The organism is Caenibius tardaugens NBRC 16725, assembly GCF_003860345.1.
GTDB lineage: Bacteria > Pseudomonadota > Alphaproteobacteria > Sphingomonadales > Sphingomonadaceae > Caenibius > Caenibius tardaugens.
Map to the genome: position 1 here is coordinate 537,188 of NZ_CP034179.1, position 16,263 is coordinate 553,450.

Consider the following 16,263-nt stretch of genomic DNA (forward strand, 5'->3'; position numbering starts at 1 on the left):
AGTACGGTAATAATCATGAGACATTCGTGCAACATACCAAGCCGCCGCGAAGCGCGCCGTCAGGATAGACGTGAATCCATTCTCACGGTGGCTGCGCGCTATTTTCTGGAACATGGGTACTCGGCCACCACCATGTCTGCCATCGCGGCCAGCCTCGGTGGATCGAAAGGAACGTTGTGGAGCTACTTCCCCTCCAAGGAAGAACTGTTCACTGCGGTAATTGACACGGTTACCACCTCATTCCGGCAGCAGCTATCGGAAACACTCAAGGCCAACGGCGACATTGAACCGGCCCTGCGGAATTTCTGCCGCCAGTTGCTGAACAAGATCGCGTCGCCCGATGCCATCGCCCTGAATCGTCTGGTCGTGGCGGAAGCCGGACGGTTTCCTGAAATCGGCAAAATCTTTTATGAACGCGCGCCCCGCCTGACGATTGCCCTGCTGGCGGATTATCTGGCCAACGCGATGGGGCGTGGGCTGCTGCGCCCCGACAACCCCACTGACGCTGCGTATTTCCTTATGCATACGAGCATCGCACGCTGTCAGCAGCAGTTGCTGCTCGGCCTGGTGGACGCGATTACCCCGGAACAGGTGGAAGCCGAAGTGGAACGGGCACTCGCGCTGTTCATGCGCGCCTATGCCCCTGAACCAGTTGCGGCGCACACAGCGCACCCCTGAAAACCCGGCGTTCTCACGCAAGGTAGACCGGCTGGAACAGAGCCCCCATCCTCCATCCCAGCCAGCCTGCCATCCCGATACCTCGGGCGCCATGAAACGCATCAGATCGAGAGAGTCTCGATCCGACGCGGCTGGCGCTCCGGCACACCGGGACGGCGTTCGAAAGTCAGATGTTCCGCGTTGGGCACGCGGGTATCATGCCACACTGTCGAATTGTGGCGCGGTGTCCCCAGGACGATCCGGCCACTATCATCATGCCGGTAATAACCGTGGGCGGCTCCTTTTCGGTACCATGCGGTGTCTTTCAGCGCGGCTTCCGTCCGGTCGTTATAGTCCCGGAAGGCGTCCTGTTTCGCCTCAACCGCAGCGTAATCCCCATTCACCATCATCTGCAGCAATTCGATGATGTAGTGCACGTGTTGTTCGCCCAGCACGGCATGGTTGGCGGTCAGCCCCGTGTTCGGCCCGGCCGTGATCAGGTAATTGGGGAATTGCGGCACCAGAATACCTTCATAGGCTTCGGGATAGGGCGTAAACGCATCGCGCAAGGTCTTGCCCCCGCGCCCGGTGATATTCAGGTCCTTGTACCATTCCAGATAGAACCCGGTTGCCAGCACCACCGCATCGCAATCCACATGCGTGCCATCGGCCAGAATCACGCCCGTTTCATCGAACGCCTTGAGTTCGCCCTCGATCAGATCGACATGCGACTTCTTCAGCGCATCGTAGTATCCGCAATCGAGGATCGGTCGCTTGGCGTAGAGCGGATAAGGCGGGGTCAGCTTGCGCACCATTTCGGGATCGTCGGGAAAACAGCTCTGCAGATAATTGAGGCTCATCTGCGTCACGGCATCGTTAAGCGGGCCAAAGCCACCCGTCCGGTCATGCCATTCCTGATCGAAGCCCATCATGCCGCGCATATCGGTCAGCGAACTGAGCAAGCTCTGCATGCGTTTCCACTGCGCGACATAAGGAATGTTTTCCATCGCCCAGATATCCAGCGGCGGCACCGGGGCCAGCGCCTGCGGATTGGGAATGATGTAATCGGGCTGACGCTGGATCACCGTGACATGGCTTGCCACTTCGGACAGGGCACGCGTCAATTGCACGCCGCTGCAGCCTGTGCCGACGATGACAACCCGCTTGCCCGTGAGGTCGACGCTCTCGTCCCATTCGGCCGAATGCAGCACCGGGCCGGGGAATTTCTCCCGATCACTGACATCGGGCCAGCGCGCGCGGGTCAACATGCCAAGGCACTGGATCACGGCATTCGCTTCGTAGACGACCTCCTGGCCATCGCGCACGGCCTTCACCACCCACAGCTTGCGTTCCTCGTCCCAGGTCGCATCGGTCATGGTGGTGTTGAGGTGGATATTGTCGCGAATACGGTGCCGGTCCGCGACCTTTTCCAGATAAGTCAGGAACTCGTCCTTCATCGGATAATATTTGGTCCAGCTCGGATTGGGGTCGAACGAGTAGGAATAGAGCATGCTGGGCGTATCGACGGCCGCACCCGGATAGCGATTGATCGACCATGTTCCGCCCATTTCGTGGCGGCTCTCGATCACGGTATAGTTGAAGCCCGACTGCTTCAGTTTGACGGCCGCATTGATGCCGACCATCCCCGCCCCGATCACCAAGACCTTGAAATCAGCCGCTGGCATCACATCCTGCGGCACGATCCGCGTATCCGTCACAAAACCGCCGTGCTGGCGCGCGACCTCGAACGAGGCTTCCGGCAATTCAACCCCCAGCGCAAGCTTCAGCATTTCGCGAAACAGCCCCGTCGCGGGATCGTGCAGCAACACTTCGGGCCTGCCGCCCCGCAATTCCTGCAGCAGCAGCCCCCGGATTTCCGCCACCACCTCGGGATCAGCTACCTTGTGTTCGCTGCCGCCGAAATCGACAAAGGCCTCACGCACCTGTTCCTGCGTCCCTTCGAGCAGCGGGCCATAGCGATGCAACAACATCTGATCGCCGGTAATGTGAATGAGGCTGAGCAGTGCAACGACAGGGTCTAGTTCCGCGACTGCGGCTTCGAGTTGGCCAGCATTTTCAGCAAAATTGCCCGCAGGGTCATACATCTTCGACGTCTCCTCAACCGATCAAGCCCGACCGGTGCCACCCATCATTGTGAGCGTAAACTTACTTTATGCCATACTCTTAATACAACCAAAGTTGTACTGTAAAGCATTGCCGCTTCATCCTGCCACGCTGCCTGTCGCACCGCGTACGATTGCGCGATCCGTCCAACCGGGTATAGCGCAGCGACAGACCGGTTGCGCGAGATCAAGGCACAGCGACCCGGCAGCTTTCAAAGAAGGGCAGACCAACGCCCATTTCATGGTGGAGAGACCAGCATATGCAAGACCCGGCCATTTCCCAGCGCGCCCGCGATATCGCTGCCAAAGTGGAAGCCTTCGTGCGCGAAGTGGTCGTCCCTTACGAGAAAGATCCGCGGCGCGATCATCATGGCGCCCCGCTGGACGAACTGGTTGTCGAAATGCGCGAGAAAGCCCGCGCCGCGGGCGTGCTCACCCCCATATCCTTGACGATGGATCGCACCTGACCCAGCGCGAAACCGCGGTGGTGCTGATCCGCTCCGGCCTGTCGCCGCTGGGCCCGCTGGCCTGCAACACCAATGCGCCCGACGAAGGCAATATGTACCTTCTCAACCATGTCGGCAGCACGGACCTGAAAGCCCGTTTTCTGGCACCGATGGTGGCCGGCACTGCCCGTTCCGCCTTCTTCATGACCGAACCGGCCGATTGGGGTGGCGCCGGTTCCGATCCATCGATGATGAAAACCACCTGCGTGCGCGATGGCAATCACTGGGTGGTCAACGGGCGCAAGGCCTTCATTACCGGCTATCACGGTGCAAAAATCGGGATTGTCATGGCCAAGGCCGATGAAGGGGCGTGCATGTTCCTGGTGGACCTGCCCGATCCGGCAATCACAATCGACACGATCCCCAACACGATCGACAATTCCATGCCCGGCGGCCACGCCACACTAACGCTCACCGACTTGCGGATTCCCGCGGACCAGATGCTCGGGGAAGCGGGCGAAGGCTTCAAATATGCGCAGGTCCGCCTCAGCCCTGCCCGCCTTTCGCACTGTATGCGTTGGCTGGGTGCCTGCATCCGCGCGCACGAAATCGCCACCGACTATGCCTGCCGCCGTCAGGCATTCGGCAAGGCGCTGATCGATCATGAAGGCGTGGGCTTCATGCTGGCGGAAAATCGGATCGACCTGCAACAGGCCGAACTGATGATCGACTGGTGCGCCAGTGTGCTCGACAGCGGCTCGCTGGGCACGGTCGAAAGCTCGATGGCCAAGGTTGCCGTATCCGAAGCGTTGATGCGGATTGCGGATCGCTGCGTGCAGGTCATGGGCGGAACGGGCGTAACCGACGATACCATTGTGGAGCAGGTGTTCCGCGAAATCCGTGCCTTCCGCATCTATGATGGCCCGACCGAAGTCCACAAGTGGAGCCTCGCCAAAACCATCAAACGCGAATGGAAAGACACGCAAGGCTAACGGTGCATATCCCCTGCGTGTGGCATTTGTTACGCGCGGGGTTATCCTGGGCTTTCGTACCTGCGCGGCTGTGCTAAACGCGCCCGATGCTTAACCTCACCGGAATTACTGTCCGTCTCGGCGGCCGCACGATTATTGACGATGCCACGGCCATCCTCCCCCCCGCGGGCGGATCGGCCTGATCGGCCGCAATGGCGCGGGTAAATCCACGCTGATCCGCGTCATCACGGGGCTGATCGAAGCCGACACCGGCACAGTCACCATGCCGCGCGGCAGCCGCATCGGCTACATCGCGCAGGAAGCACCGGCGGGCAGCGGAACCCCGTTCAACACCGTGCTGGCCGCCGACGTGGAACGCACGGTGTTGATGGCGGAAAGCGAAACCGCCACCGATCCGGCAAGGCTGGCCGATATTCACGAACGGCTGATTGCCATCGATGCCCATTCCGCGCCCTCACGCGCGGCGCGCATTCTGGTCGGCCTTGGCTTTGACGAAGAGGCCCAGCATCGCCCGCTCGACAGCTTTTCCGGCGGGTGGAAAATGCGCGTTGCGCTGGCCGCGTTGCTGTTTTCCCAACCCGATGTCCTGCTGCTCGACGAACCGTCCAACCACCTCGACCTCGAAGCGGTGCTCTGGCTGGAGGATTTCCTAAAAACCTACCCCGCCACGATTCTGCTGGTCAGCCACGAACGCGATTTCCTGAACAATGTCGTCGATCACATCCTGCACCTGTCGCACGGGAAGCTGACCCTCTATCCCGGCGGCTACGATTCGTTCGAACGGCAACGCGCCGAGCGCCAGTCACATGCCGCCGCAGCCCGCGTCAAACAACAGGCCGAACGCGACAAGTTGCAGGCCTTCGTCGACCGCTGGCGTTACAAGGCCACCAAGGCGAAGCAGGCGCAAAGCCGGGTCAAGGCGCTGGCCCGGTTACAACCCATTGCCGAAGTCCTCGACGATCCGACACTCAGCTTCGGATTTCCGCTGCCCGATGAACTGCGCCCGCCGCTGATCACACTTGATCTTGCGGCAGTCGGCTATGGCGAAACGCCGGTGCTCGAACGGCTTAATCTGCGGATCGATCCCGATGATCGGATCGCGCTGTTGGGCCGTAACGGCAACGGCAAGACCACGCTTGCCCGCCTTCTGGCTGCGCAATTGCCACCGATGGAAGGCGCGATGAATGCCAGCGGCAAGATGCGCGTCGGCTATTTCACGCAGTATCAGGTGGAAGAACTGGACCGTTCGGAAACCCCGCTGCACCACATGACCAAGCTGATGGAAGGGTCCACCCCCTCCGCCGTTCGCGCGCAGCTTGGCCGGTTCGGTTTTTCGGGCGACAAGGCCACCACCGAGGTCGAAAAGCTATCAGGCGGTGAACGGGCCCGGCTCGCGCTGGCGCTGATCACGCGCGATGCGCCGCACATGCTGATTCTGGACGAACCGACCAACCACCTTGATGTCGATGCGCGCGAGGCCCTGATTCAAGCCCTGAACGCCTATACCGGCGCGGTGGTTATCGTCAGCCACGATCGGCATATCCTTGAGATGACGGCTGACCGGCTGGTTCTGGTCGACAAGGGGACCGCCAGGGAATTTGACGGCACGATCGATGATTACATCGCCTATGTTCTGGCAAAAGATCCGCCCGCCGCGCGCAAGGATGATGGACAGCGCGCCGCCGTCAACAAGAAGGACCAGCGCAAGGCCGCAGCCGATGCGCGCGAAAAGAGCCAGCATCTGCGCAAACAGGCCAAGGCGGCCGAAGCCGAACTGGAAAAGCTGACGGTCCAACTCAACACGATCGATCAGGCCATGTTCGATCCGTCATCGGCCAAACCGCCACTGTCCAGCATGACCATGACCGAATTGATGCTGCGCCGTTCGGATGTGGAGAAGAAGATCGCTACGGCGGAAACAACATGGATGGAAGCCAGCGAAGCGCTGGAAACGTTCAGCGCGTAAGGATTGATCGATGAGCGTTGCGTTTCGCCGTGATGGCGATGAAGAACATCTCGAACCCAAATTCGAGATTCCGATCCCCCCCGGCCCCAATCGCGTAACCGCGCGCGGGCTGCGCCTGATTGGCGAAACAATCGACGCATTGGAAAAACAGATTGCAGCAGGCGGCGAAGAAGCCGCGATCAATGCCTTGAAACGCGACTTGCGCTATTGGCAAACGCGGCAGATCACCGCCGAACTGATGCCCGTGCCCACGGGCGAAACGGTGGAATTCGGAACCACGGTCACATTCGCATTGGGCGGCCGCGAACGCACCTTGTCCATCGTGGGCGATGACGAGGCTGATCCGACCAATCACAGGATCGCGTTTTCCGCCCCGCTTGCCCGTGCCATGATCGGTGCCGAAGCCGCCGAATGGGTGGCCTTCAACGGGAAAGAGGATGCTATCGAAGTCCTGAAAATTTCCGCGACAGAGGCGGATTAATCGCCCGAACCATCCTGCGCGCGATCCATCATGTCCATGAAGTTGCGCGCGCTTTCGCGGTCTTCCTCGTCCTTGAACGCCACATCGAGATCCGGCGCTGCGCCAAACATGTAAAGCAGCGTCCACAGCGCGAAACGGCGCGGACGGTCTTTCTCCATCCCGAAATCGACCCGCATCTTCTCGATCCCGGCTTCCAGCCCAGCCGGAGAGAGGGACGCCAGATCATCGGTGGCGAAATAACGACGCAGTTGGTCATCGAGATCCATAGCGGCTCCTTCAGGCGCGGGTAGCAAACCAGATCACATGCATCGGCCCCTTGCCGTTGCTGCGGGCGCGCACGCCGACTTCATCCACGGCGAACCCGGCTTTCTGCAACCGTGCCTTGAACGCGTTGTCTTTCGCGGCGGACCACACCGCCAGTACCCCGCCAGGGCGCAAGGCAGCCTTGGCCGCGCGCAGGCCAAAGCGGGAATAGAGCCGGTTGTTGTCTTCGCGCACCAACCCGTCCGGGCCGTTGTCCACATCCAGCAGGATGGCGTCGAACGTGCCGGGGCTGGCCTCGATCACATCGCCCACATCCCCCATGGTCAGATGCACGCGCGGATCGTCGAGACAGCCATCCATCAGATCGGCCATCGGCCCCCGCGCCCAGGCGATAATCTCGGGCACGAGTTCGGCCACGGTCACATCCGCGTCCGGCCCCAGCACATCCAACGCCGCGCGCAGCGTGAAACCCATGCCATACCCACCAATCAGCAGGTGCGGCCGCTTGCGCCCGGCAATGCGGGCGCAGCTTTGCGTGGCGAGCGCGATTTCCGAACCGCTGCGGCGGGTGCTCATCAGTTCGTTGTGGCCCATCACGATCATGAAATCGCGATCGTGGCTATAGAGCTTCAGATCTTCCCCGCCGGGCACGTGCGCCGTCCCCAGCAATTCGCGTGCAATCATGCCTTTGCCTCTCCGTCGTCGGACACAGACGAACGATCAATGCGCCACCGGGCGAATCTCAATACTGTCCCGGACGCGGGCCTTTCCTGCCCGGCTTGCCTTTGCCACCCTTGGGCGGGCCCTTGTATGGACCTTTGGGCGGGCCTTTGCGCGGCGGGCGTGCGCCACGCGGTGCGCGTTCGTCCCGTACAAATTCCCGGCCGCTGTTGGGCTTGCCATCGTGCTTGCGGTTGGTGCGGGCGACATCGCGCGGCGCTTCGGCCGATTCCTCGATACGGACCGGATCATCTTCCCGTTCCTCTTTCGCGGTGCGCTTCACCGCGTCGGCGAACTTTGCTGCGATGGCGCGGGGAATCTGCACATAGGTTTCGGTTGCCGCGATGCGGATCGCGCCGATTTCGTTGCGCGTAATATGCCCGCGCCGACAGATCAGCGGCAACACCCAACGTGGTTCCGCATTATCGCGACGGCCGATGTTCATGCGGAACCAGACCACATCTTCAAAGCCCGCGCGATGGCGGTCCTTCTGGCTGGCACTGCGCGCCTCGGGTGTGTTTTCGATCAATTCCTCGGGCTGCGGCATCGCGGCCCGATGCGCGCGAACCAGCGCTGCGGCGATATCCTGAGGAGAGCGTTGCGCCAGCAGGGTTTCAGCGAGTTCGCGATCGTCGTCCTCGAACTCGACCGGTTCGAGCAGCGCAGCCAGCAAACGTTCACGATCCTGTGCACGGATCGCCTCTGGCGTCGGTGCGGCAATCCAGTCCGCCGAAATTTTCGCATGGCGCAGCATCGATTCCACGCGTTTGCGCCGGGGATAGGGCACGATAATGACCGCCGTGCCCTTCTTGCCCGCGCGGCCGGTGCGGCCGGAACGGTGCTGCAAAGTCTCCGCATCGCGTGGAATCTCGACATGGACAACAAGACTCAGGGTCGGCAGATCGATACCGCGTGCTGCCACGTCGGTGGCCACGCAGACCCGCGCCCGGCGATCGCGAAGCGCCTGCAGTGCATGATTGCGTTCGGATTGCGAATGTTCGCCCGACAGCGCAACGGCCGAAAAGCCGCGTTCCTGCAAGGTGGCATGCAGATGGCGGACATTATCGCGCGTGGCGCAGAACAGCATCGCGGTTTCCGCTTCGTGGAAACGCAGCAGGTTCACCACGGCATTCTCGATGTCAGAGGGCGATACGGTAACCGCCTGATAGCTGATATCGCCATGACCGCGGTCTTCGCCCAATGTGGTGATGCGCAGGGCATCACGCTGGTAACGCCGGGCAAGCGCTTCGATCGGACGCGGCATGGTTGCCGAAAACAGCAGGGTACGCCGTTCATCCGGCGCCGCATCGAGGATTTCCTCAAGATCTTCGCGGAAGCCCATGTCGAGCATTTCGTCCGCTTCGTCGAGGACCACAGCCTTGATGCCCGACAGGTCGAGCGCGCCGCGTTCTAGATGGTCACGCAACCGGCCCGGTGTGCCGACAACGATCGTCGCACCCGCATGCAGTGCCCGGCGTTCCTTCGAAGGGTCCATCCCGCCAACGCAGGTTGCGATTCGCGCCCCGGCCTTGCCGTAAAGCCAGCCCAGTTCACGGCTAACCTGCAATGCGAGTTCACGCGTGGGCGCGATCACCAGCGCCAGAGGGGCAATCGCATAAGGCAAGGCGCCGTCGTTAACGAGAAGATCGCCCGCCATCGCAAGACCGAAAGCGACAGTCTTGCCCGAGCCGGTTTGCGCCGAAACGATCAGGTCGCGACCGGCAGCTTCTGCGCCCAGAACAGCGGCTTGCACCGGTGTGGGTGCGGCATAACCGCGTTCGGCAAGAGCATCGCCCAGAAGCGGTGGTATATTGGAAAAGGTCATGAAACTCGCAATGCAATGGCCCTGCACATCATACGCAGAACACGAAAAAAGGGATCAGATCGATTGAGCGGCGGCCCAGCCGCTGGCCCAGGCCCATTGGAAATTGTATCCGCCCAGCCAGCCGGTCACGTCGACAGCTTCGCCGACCACATACAGACCCGGAACGCGTTTGGCTTCCATTGTTTTTGAAGAAAGTTCGGCGGTGCTGATTCCGCCGACTGTGACCTCCGCCTTGGCGAAGCCTTCACTGCCATTGGGAATGAAGCGCCAGTCCGCCAGCTGCCTTTCCAAATCGCGCAGACAGGCATCCGTCTGCCCCGCCAGAATCCCGTCCAAGCCCAGCTTGTCGGCCAGGGTATTGGCCAGACGATCGGGCAAGGCTTCTTTCAGCACGCTGCGCAACGTGGCGCGCGGAGATGCCGCCTTGGTTGCGACCAGCCAACCCGGCGCGCGATCGGGCAGGAAATCAATCCCGATGGCATCGCCTTTGCGCCAGTACGACGAGATTTGCAGGATCGCAGGCCCGGACAGTCCGCGGTGCGTGAACAGCGCCGCTTCACGAAAGCACGCCTTGCCCGCGCGGGCATTCACTTCGGTCGCCACGCCGGACAGATCGCGGAACAGCGCATCATCGCCGCTCAACGTCAGCGGCACGAGCGCCGGGCGCGGTTCGACCACTTTGAGACCGAACTGCCGTGCCAGATCATAGGCGAACCCGCTTGCCCCCATCTTCGGAATCGACGGGCCACCGGTCGCAATGACGAGCGCGGGCGCGGCAAAGGTGGTGCTGTCCGTCGTCACCCGGAACAGACCGTCCGCATGGCTGACGCTGGTGATCGTATGGCCGCAGGCCACATTCCCGCCGCCCTTTGTCACTTCGTCCAGCAACATATCCACGATCTGGCGCGCAGACCCGTCGCAGAACAACTGGCCCAGCGTTTTTTCATGCCAGGCAATCCCATAAGCGCCGACCAATGCGAGAAAATCGTCCGGCGTATAACGGCTAAGCGCCGATTTGGCGAAATGCGGATTGGCAGAAAGGTAACGGTCGGGCGCGACGTGGAGGTTGGTGAAATTGCATCGCCCCCCACCCGAAATGAGAATCTTCTTACCCGGGCGGTCGGCGCCTTCGATGACCAGCACGCGGCGCCCGCGCTGGCCAGCTTGCGCTGCACACATCAGGCCCGCCGCACCGGCGCCCAGAATTATCGCATCGGGAGTTTCGATCATGTCGCTGGCGCAGGCCTATCCGCGAAAGTGCGCCATTCCGCAAGCCCAAGGGGATTTCGCGACTTTTCCGTTCAGGCGGCGGCGAAGTGTTCCACAATACGGGGTTCAATCGGATTTACGAAACTGATCCGCAAATCATCGCCACAACGCGCCTCGGCCCGGCCTTCGATAGGGCCGATCGCACCGATGAAGAACCGCACGACACTACCGGCTGCGGCACTGTTGCGGTCACCGGCCACGCGGCAGCCCGCGCACGACAAATCAACGACCGTCACGTCATGCTGTGTGCGGCATTCGTCCACATATGTCCCGGGGATTTTCATCTTTGCACCAGTTTGCTCTTGCACGCCCGCTGCATCCCATGATGCAGAGAAGCTGTCGCCACGTCGCCCGATAGACCTGCCGGACTATAGGACTTTTTCCCGACGGGCCCGCCCATAGGGACGGGATGTGACGGACATAAGACAGGCCACGCCCGCTCTGCTGGGGGCCTCGTTTGCCTGTGTCGTGGATGCGACTGGTCGATGAAGGAAGGAAACCGGCGCTCCGGAAATTCCGGAGAATCATCATGCCGGTAAGATGGCAGGGGCGGCGCTGTGCGCGCCACCCCGACCCTGAAATCAGACGCCGAAACCGCCAGCGACCGAGATGGTCTGGCCAGTCACGTAGTTTGCCTTGTTGGAAGCGAGGAACACGGCCGCCTGCCCGATATCTTCGGCGGAACCCCAGCGTTTGAGCGGCAGCATGGCTTTCACCGCAGTTTCCCACGCTTCATCGAAATAGCCTTCTTCCTGCCCGACCTTGAACTGGCCCGCGTCGATCACGCCCACAAGAATGGAGTTGGCGCGAATTTCATTCGGCCCTTCTTCCTTGGCGATACCCTTGATCAGCGCTTCGTTGCAGGCCTTCGGGGCGACTGACAGGCCATCGAGCTGCGGCCACCAGTCGTGCCCGGCGGAACCGAGATGCACGAAGGAACCACCACCCTTGGCGCGGAAATGCGGAATGGCGGTGTTCACGGCATTGTAGAAACCGAACGCCTCGATTTCCATCGACTGACGGAACTGGTCTTCCGCCCAGTCAGCCAGAGGCACCTGTGCGACAATTGGGCCAGCCCCCCAGACGATCGAATGCACCCGGCCGTGTTCCGCCACTGCGGCTTCGAAACCGGCGACCACCTCCGCACGATTGCGCACGTCCATCTGATGCGTGGATGCCTTCACCCCCAGCGCACGGATGGCCTCAGCCGTGGCTTCGGCCACCTCCCGCTTGCTGCGATAACAGATCGCCACGGCCGTACCCGCCTTGGCGAATTCCATGGCCACGCCTTTCCCGATCCCGCCGCTGCCGCCGAACACCATGACGGCGCCTTCAGGAAAATCCTTGCTCATTCACATCCTCCAAAAAATGGTTGGTTCAGTATTATTCGGCCGCGAGCGCGGGCCTGATCGCTATCCCTTGCGTTTCATGCGATCCGTCCGCGCGCGCCTGATACTCAGCCGCCTGCGCACGGGGGTTATAAAACTGGCGGTACCATGCACGGCAACGGTGGAAAGGACCATCCCCCGGCATACGCAAAATCTGCACTGCGGGCGCTTTTGACTGCCAGATTGCGAAATCCTGCGAGAATGCCGCAAGCCCGACATCGTGATACTGTTGATTGACCGCCACGTCATCGGTGGTGGGCGGCGTGGTCTTCGCGCGGGTGATCAACCCGTGCCAAACCTGCGTGACACCATCGTCCTTGGGGGTATGGAAGATCATCTGCACCGCATCGGTTTCACCGGAATAGCGCGCAACCAGCAAGCCCGGCCCCTGATAGCAGGCGTCGACAGCCATCACGCCTTCATCGCTGGCAACCATGGTTTCGTGCCCACCGCCCGAATATTGCCAGCCCTTCACCCCTTCAAACACGGATTCGAAATAGACGATACGCTGGCCGTAGATCGGGCCGAAATGCCGTGTGTCGACAAGGTTGTCGGTTATCTCCTGAGGATGCACATCCAGTGTGCCAAGATCATCCCATTCGCAGGTGAACCACGCGGCATCATCCCATTCGGGCACATCGGGCAAATCGAAATCGGGGGCCAGTTCTTCCGGATCATGCCAGGCAAAGATGCACCCGAAACGTTCCTGCGTGGGATAGGCGCGCACTTTGGCCGCGGCGGGAATATCCCCCTCAAAATAGGGGATCGCGTTGCAGCGGCCATCGGGGCCGAAACGCCACCAGTGATAGGGGCAACGGATGAATTCGCCTTCGATACGGCCTGCCCCCTCCGACGAGGTCTGTTCCGCCGCGAGATGCGCCTTCATATGCGGGCAATAGGCATCGAGCAGATAGGGTTGCCCGCTTTCCCCACGATAGAGAGCCAGTTCGCGGCCGAACATGTGCAACGGCATGGGTTCATTACCGAGATCGGCGGAGCGCGCCACCATGAACCAGCCGCGCGGGAAAACGAATTCACCCAAACCGTATTCCGCTGATCCTGCCATTGCCTCTCTCCATTGCGCGGGGCTGCATGCCCGCCTCCGGCCCTTTTGTTCGCCCCCCGGCGCGGGATCAATTGCCCGCCTGTAAGTTCGATCATATCATGATAGGATAATATCGTCTCATGATCGGTTATAGGAATTTGGTGATGAACGATCGTCCCGGTGTTGCCGCAATCCTTTCGGAATTGCGCCGCGAATTGAAGCGACAGGACATACGTGTCGCCACTTTGGCCGAACGGCTGGATGTGGCGGAACCCACCGTCTGGCGGTGGCTGCGCGGCGAAGGGCTGAGCCTCCATCGGCTGGATCAGATTTGCGGGGTCGCCGGGCTGGAATTGCGTGATCTTATCGGCCGTTCACGCGGGCCGGAACAGGATGCCTTCACATTGGCGCAGGAACGGATTCTGGCTGCGGATCGCGGCTTGGCACTGGCTTTCTTCGCGATCCTGCATGGCGCCCAGAAGCGGGATCTGGAAGAACAGTTCGGCCTTATCGGCAAACGGCTGGAACAATGCCTGGCCCGGCTGGAACGGATGGATCTTCTCGACGTGTCGCACAGCGGCCGGCTGCGCGCCCGCACGCGCAAGGCGGTGCGCTGGCGGTCGGGCGGCCCGATGGCGATTGCCTTTGAAAAAACGGTCAAGCGCTTCTTCGTTGCAATGGATTTCGGCGCGCCCGAATCCCGCTACATATCCGACATGGTCCGGCTAAGCAGCGCAGGCCGTGCCCGCGTGCACGCCCTGTTCGAAGCCCTGCGCGAGGATATCCAACTGATCTGCGAACAGGATCAGGCCGCTTCTATGGATGACTATGCGTGGAGCGCAGTGTTGATGCTGGTGCGCCCGCTCGATCTCGAGGCCATAACCAATGAATGGCGCGCAACCGATACCGCGCAAGGGGGACAGGCCGACATAACGCCGGCCTGAACCTAACTATACCGCGCGGGATACGCTGTCAGAGGCTGTAGAAGTTGGGGAAGCGTTGCAGCAGTTCAGCGATTTCGTTGTCCGAAATATTGAACTCGAAACCTTCCTCGTCACCGCGCCGACGATAGCCATAGACATTGGTCCATTTCCAACCCGGCGTGCCATTGGTCGGGGTTATTTCCCAAGTGATATGGCACAGCGCGGAATCCGCAGATACCTCGACCACCTTGTAATCCGTGATGCGGATATCCGATCCCACGCCCGCCCGTTCGAACCGGGCCACCTGATCTGCACAGGCGGCGTCGGCCGTGGCGCGATCGTCAAATCTATGCACATGGCCCAGCGTGAACGAAATATAGGGAAACAGGTAATGCCCGGCGATGGCCCGCCCATCCTTGTCGAGCATTGCCTGATCATAGCTTCGGCACAATGCGTCCGGTCCTTTGGTCATCCTCTTTCCTCCCATTCTTTTTCTCGTGAACTATCGGGAAGTGAGTCATGACTAACGAACGGCATTACGGCAAGCCCTCGATCGAGGATAGGCCGGATGAACCACCCGGCCCCGCCCCACCTTTTGTCAGACGCGCGGCAGGCGCGGCTTGCGATTGCGCCAGGGCGCCGCCGTTTCCAACTGTCCGGCCAGACGAAACAGGGTCGCTTCCGTGCCATAGCGACCGGAGAACATGACCCCGATCGGGAGACCGGATTTCGACATCGCCAATGGCACCGACATGCTGGGCTGGCCGGTCTGGTTCATCAGCCCGCTGAACGGCACATAGGCGGTGATCGCCTTGAAATAGGCCTCAATATCGGGGTTGGACAGGCTGATCACACCCAACGGCAAGGGCGGGCTGGCCACCACGGGTGACAGCAGGATATCATAATTGGTCATGAAATCCGCCACTGCGGTTGAGGCGATCAGAAGATCGTTCACGGCCTGCGCATAGTCTGCGCCCGTGGCTTTCTGCCCCATCTGGTAATAGACCAGCGTGGCCGCCTCGAGAACGTCCGGTCCGGGCTTGATCCCCAACGCTGCGCAGCGCGCGTTTACATTGGCGACAATCGACGATCCGATGATCGAAAACGATGCCTTTCCGATCGCATCCATGTCCAGCTTGGGTGCGGCCTCTTCGACCACATGCCCCAGTTTCTCGCACAGCCTGCCTGCTTCACGCACCGCGGCCACGACGTCCGGATCGACCGGGGTACCCAGCGCAGGCGTGACGTTCAGGGCAATCCGCAAACGCCCCGGATCACGCCCCACTTCTTCCAGAAACGGCCGTTCTGGTGTCGGCGCGGTATAACGCGAACCCAGTTCGAGGCCATGGGTGGCATCCAGCAAGGCCGCACTGTCGCGTACGGTCTGGGTCACGGCATGGTGCGCCGACATGCCACCCCAGCCTTCCGTGTAGGGCGGCCCCATCGGCACGCGGCCCCTGCTCGGCTTGAGGCCAAACAGCCCGCAACAGGATGCCGGAATGCGGATCGATCCGCCCCCGTCGGTCGCATGCGCGGCCGGGATCACTCCCGCAGCAACCGCTGCGGCGGAACCGCCGCTTGAGCCACCCGTGCTGTGCGCCGGGTTCCACGGATTGCGGGTGTCGCCCATCAGCTTGCTTTCGGTGGTGGCCGTCAGCCCGAATTCAGGGGATGTCGTCTTTCCGAAAATGACGAGCCCGGCCCGTTCGTAGCGCTTCACCAGTTCGGAAGACACTTTGGCGCGATTGCCTTTGAACAGACGGCTGCCCTGTTCGGTCAGTTCCCCTTCGATGTTGGTATTGAGATCCTTAATCAGCCAGGGCACACCCTGAAAGGGCCCTTCCAGCACACCCTTGGCCACCGCCGCCCGCGCGCGTTCATAGAGTTTGTGCGCCATGAAATTGTACTGGGGATTGCGCTTTTCCGCCCGTTCTATCGCGCTTTCCAGCAACTCCGAAGCCGAGACCTGTCGCGTTTTGACCAGTTCCGCCAGGCCCAGCGCGTCATGCGTGTCGAGGACATGACCCGAACCGGATGTGGCCGCCCGAACGGTGCCCCCAGCTGTCACTGTCGCGGCCACAGCAATCGTTCCTGCAACCATTTCCCGGCGTGAAGTTTTCATGATTCAATCCTTCCCTTACGCGTCACGATCTTCTGTCGGGAC

13 protein-coding genes and 2 pseudogenes are annotated in these 16,263 nt (G+C 61.3%); 5 read left to right on the forward strand and 10 right to left on the reverse strand.

Annotated elements, in window-relative coordinates; genetic code table 11:
- Positions 1–15: 15 nt before the first annotated feature.
- On the forward strand, positions 16–678 hold the full coding sequence (locus EGO55_RS02610; RefSeq protein WP_052023640.1) for a TetR/AcrR family transcriptional regulator: 663 nt from the start codon (positions 16–18) through the stop codon (positions 676–678).
- Positions 679–779: 101 nt separating this feature from the next.
- Here the strand turns inward: EGO55_RS02610 and EGO55_RS02615 are convergent, their stop codons facing one another.
- Positions 780–2,762 (reverse strand): flavin-containing monooxygenase, encoded by a 1,983-nt coding sequence (locus EGO55_RS02615; RefSeq protein WP_021689437.1) that lies wholly within the window; start codon positions 2,760–2,762, stop codon positions 780–782.
- A gap of 278 nt (positions 2,763–3,040) precedes the next feature.
- Here EGO55_RS02615 and EGO55_RS02620 point away from each other — a divergent pair.
- The 3 genes and pseudogenes from EGO55_RS02620 (at position 3,041) to EGO55_RS02630 (ending at position 6,665) form a co-directional block, all read left to right on the forward strand.
- A pseudogene (locus EGO55_RS02620) lies at positions 3,041–4,218 on the forward strand (acyl-CoA dehydrogenase family protein).
- A gap of 86 nt (positions 4,219–4,304) precedes the next feature.
- Positions 4,305–6,184 (forward strand): annotated as a pseudogene (locus tag EGO55_RS02625) (ABC-F family ATP-binding cassette domain-containing protein).
- A 10-nt stretch (positions 6,185–6,194) separates the two neighbouring features.
- Positions 6,195–6,665, forward strand: coding sequence for a GreA/GreB family elongation factor (locus EGO55_RS02630; protein WP_021689440.1), 471 nt, complete (start codon positions 6,195–6,197; stop codon positions 6,663–6,665).
- Here EGO55_RS02630 and EGO55_RS02635 read toward each other — a convergent pair.
- The 7 genes from EGO55_RS02635 to EGO55_RS02665 all read right to left on the reverse strand — a co-directional run bounded on the left by EGO55_RS02635 (position 6,662) and on the right by EGO55_RS02665 (position 13,197).
- Entirely contained in the window at positions 6,662–6,931 is a 270-nt protein-coding gene (locus tag EGO55_RS02635; protein ID WP_021689441.1) for a hypothetical protein, read from the reverse strand. The two genes, EGO55_RS02630 and EGO55_RS02635, sit on opposite strands and share 4 nt — an antisense overlap.
- 10 nt (positions 6,932–6,941) lie before the next feature.
- Positions 6,942–7,613, reverse strand: coding sequence for a spermidine synthase (locus EGO55_RS02640; protein ID WP_021689442.1), 672 nt, complete (start codon positions 7,611–7,613; stop codon positions 6,942–6,944).
- A gap of 58 nt (positions 7,614–7,671) precedes the next feature.
- Complete coding sequence (locus EGO55_RS02645; protein WP_040715142.1) at positions 7,672–9,474, reverse strand: DEAD/DEAH box helicase; 1,803 nt, start codon at positions 9,472–9,474, stop codon at positions 7,672–7,674.
- 54 nt (positions 9,475–9,528) lie between these two features.
- A complete protein-coding gene (locus tag EGO55_RS02650) occupies positions 9,529–10,704 on the reverse strand; it encodes a BaiN/RdsA family NAD(P)/FAD-dependent oxidoreductase (RefSeq protein ID WP_021689444.1) in 1,176 nt (391 codons plus the stop codon).
- A 71-nt stretch (positions 10,705–10,775) separates the two neighbouring features.
- The gene (locus tag EGO55_RS02655; RefSeq protein ID WP_040715143.1) at positions 10,776–11,027 is read right to left on the reverse strand and encodes a hypothetical protein; all 252 of its coding nucleotides are present in this window, start codon (positions 11,025–11,027) and stop codon (positions 10,776–10,778) included.
- 297 nt (positions 11,028–11,324) lie between these two features.
- Positions 11,325–12,095 (reverse strand): SDR family NAD(P)-dependent oxidoreductase, encoded by a 771-nt coding sequence (locus EGO55_RS02660; RefSeq protein WP_021689446.1) that lies wholly within the window; start codon positions 12,093–12,095, stop codon positions 11,325–11,327.
- A 31-nt stretch (positions 12,096–12,126) separates the two neighbouring features.
- A complete protein-coding gene (locus EGO55_RS02665) occupies positions 12,127–13,197 on the reverse strand; it encodes a Rieske 2Fe-2S domain-containing protein (protein WP_021689447.1) in 1,071 nt (356 codons plus the stop codon).
- A 143-nt stretch (positions 13,198–13,340) separates the two neighbouring features.
- Between EGO55_RS02665 and EGO55_RS02670 the strand changes: the two genes are divergently transcribed.
- Entirely contained in the window at positions 13,341–14,120 is a 780-nt protein-coding gene (locus tag EGO55_RS02670) for a helix-turn-helix domain-containing protein (protein ID WP_021689448.1), read from the forward strand.
- Positions 14,121–14,148: 28 nt separating this feature from the next.
- On the opposite strand, the gene EGO55_RS02675 is transcribed toward EGO55_RS02670, so the two are convergent.
- Together EGO55_RS02675 and EGO55_RS02680 are read right to left on the reverse strand one after the other, a co-directional pair.
- Positions 14,149–14,571: a DUF6841 family protein gene (locus EGO55_RS02675; protein ID WP_021689449.1), complete on the reverse strand. Its 423-nt coding sequence runs from the start codon at positions 14,569–14,571 to the stop codon at positions 14,149–14,151.
- Positions 14,572–14,697: 126 nt separating this feature from the next.
- Positions 14,698–16,221, reverse strand: a complete 1,524-nt coding sequence (locus EGO55_RS02680) for an amidase (RefSeq protein WP_021689450.1) — start codon at positions 16,219–16,221, stop codon at positions 14,698–14,700.
- Between the last annotated feature and the right edge of the window lie 42 nt (positions 16,222–16,263).

Excerpts from the sequence above, each read along its gene's own strand:
- EGO55_RS02610 (WP_052023640.1), top strand. The coding sequence starts at position 16 with ATGAGACATTCGTGCAACATACCAAGCCGCCGCGAAGCGCGCCGTCAG.
- EGO55_RS02615 (WP_021689437.1), bottom strand. The coding sequence starts at position 2,762 with ATGTATGACCCTGCGGGCAATTTTGCTGAAAATGCTGGCCAACTCGAA.
- EGO55_RS02630 (WP_021689440.1), top strand. The coding sequence starts at position 6,195 with ATGAGCGTTGCGTTTCGCCGTGATGGCGATGAAGAACATCTCGAACCC.
- EGO55_RS02635 (WP_021689441.1), bottom strand. The coding sequence starts at position 6,931 with ATGGATCTCGATGACCAACTGCGTCGTTATTTCGCCACCGATGATCTG.
- EGO55_RS02640 (WP_021689442.1), bottom strand. The coding sequence starts at position 7,613 with ATGATTGCACGCGAATTGCTGGGGACGGCGCACGTGCCCGGCGGGGAA.
- EGO55_RS02645 (WP_040715142.1), bottom strand. The coding sequence starts at position 9,474 with ATGACCTTTTCCAATATACCACCGCTTCTGGGCGATGCTCTTGCCGAA.
- EGO55_RS02650 (WP_021689444.1), bottom strand. The coding sequence starts at position 10,704 with ATGATCGAAACTCCCGATGCGATAATTCTGGGCGCCGGTGCGGCGGGC.
- EGO55_RS02655 (WP_040715143.1), bottom strand. The coding sequence starts at position 11,027 with ATGAAAATCCCCGGGACATATGTGGACGAATGCCGCACACAGCATGAC.
- EGO55_RS02660 (WP_021689446.1), bottom strand. The coding sequence starts at position 12,095 with ATGAGCAAGGATTTTCCTGAAGGCGCCGTCATGGTGTTCGGCGGCAGC.
- EGO55_RS02665 (WP_021689447.1), bottom strand. The coding sequence starts at position 13,197 with ATGGCAGGATCAGCGGAATACGGTTTGGGTGAATTCGTTTTCCCGCGC.
- EGO55_RS02670 (WP_021689448.1), top strand. The coding sequence starts at position 13,341 with ATGAACGATCGTCCCGGTGTTGCCGCAATCCTTTCGGAATTGCGCCGC.
- EGO55_RS02675 (WP_021689449.1), bottom strand. The coding sequence starts at position 14,571 with ATGACCAAAGGACCGGACGCATTGTGCCGAAGCTATGATCAGGCAATG.
- EGO55_RS02680 (WP_021689450.1), bottom strand. The coding sequence starts at position 16,221 with ATGAAAACTTCACGCCGGGAAATGGTTGCAGGAACGATTGCTGTGGCC.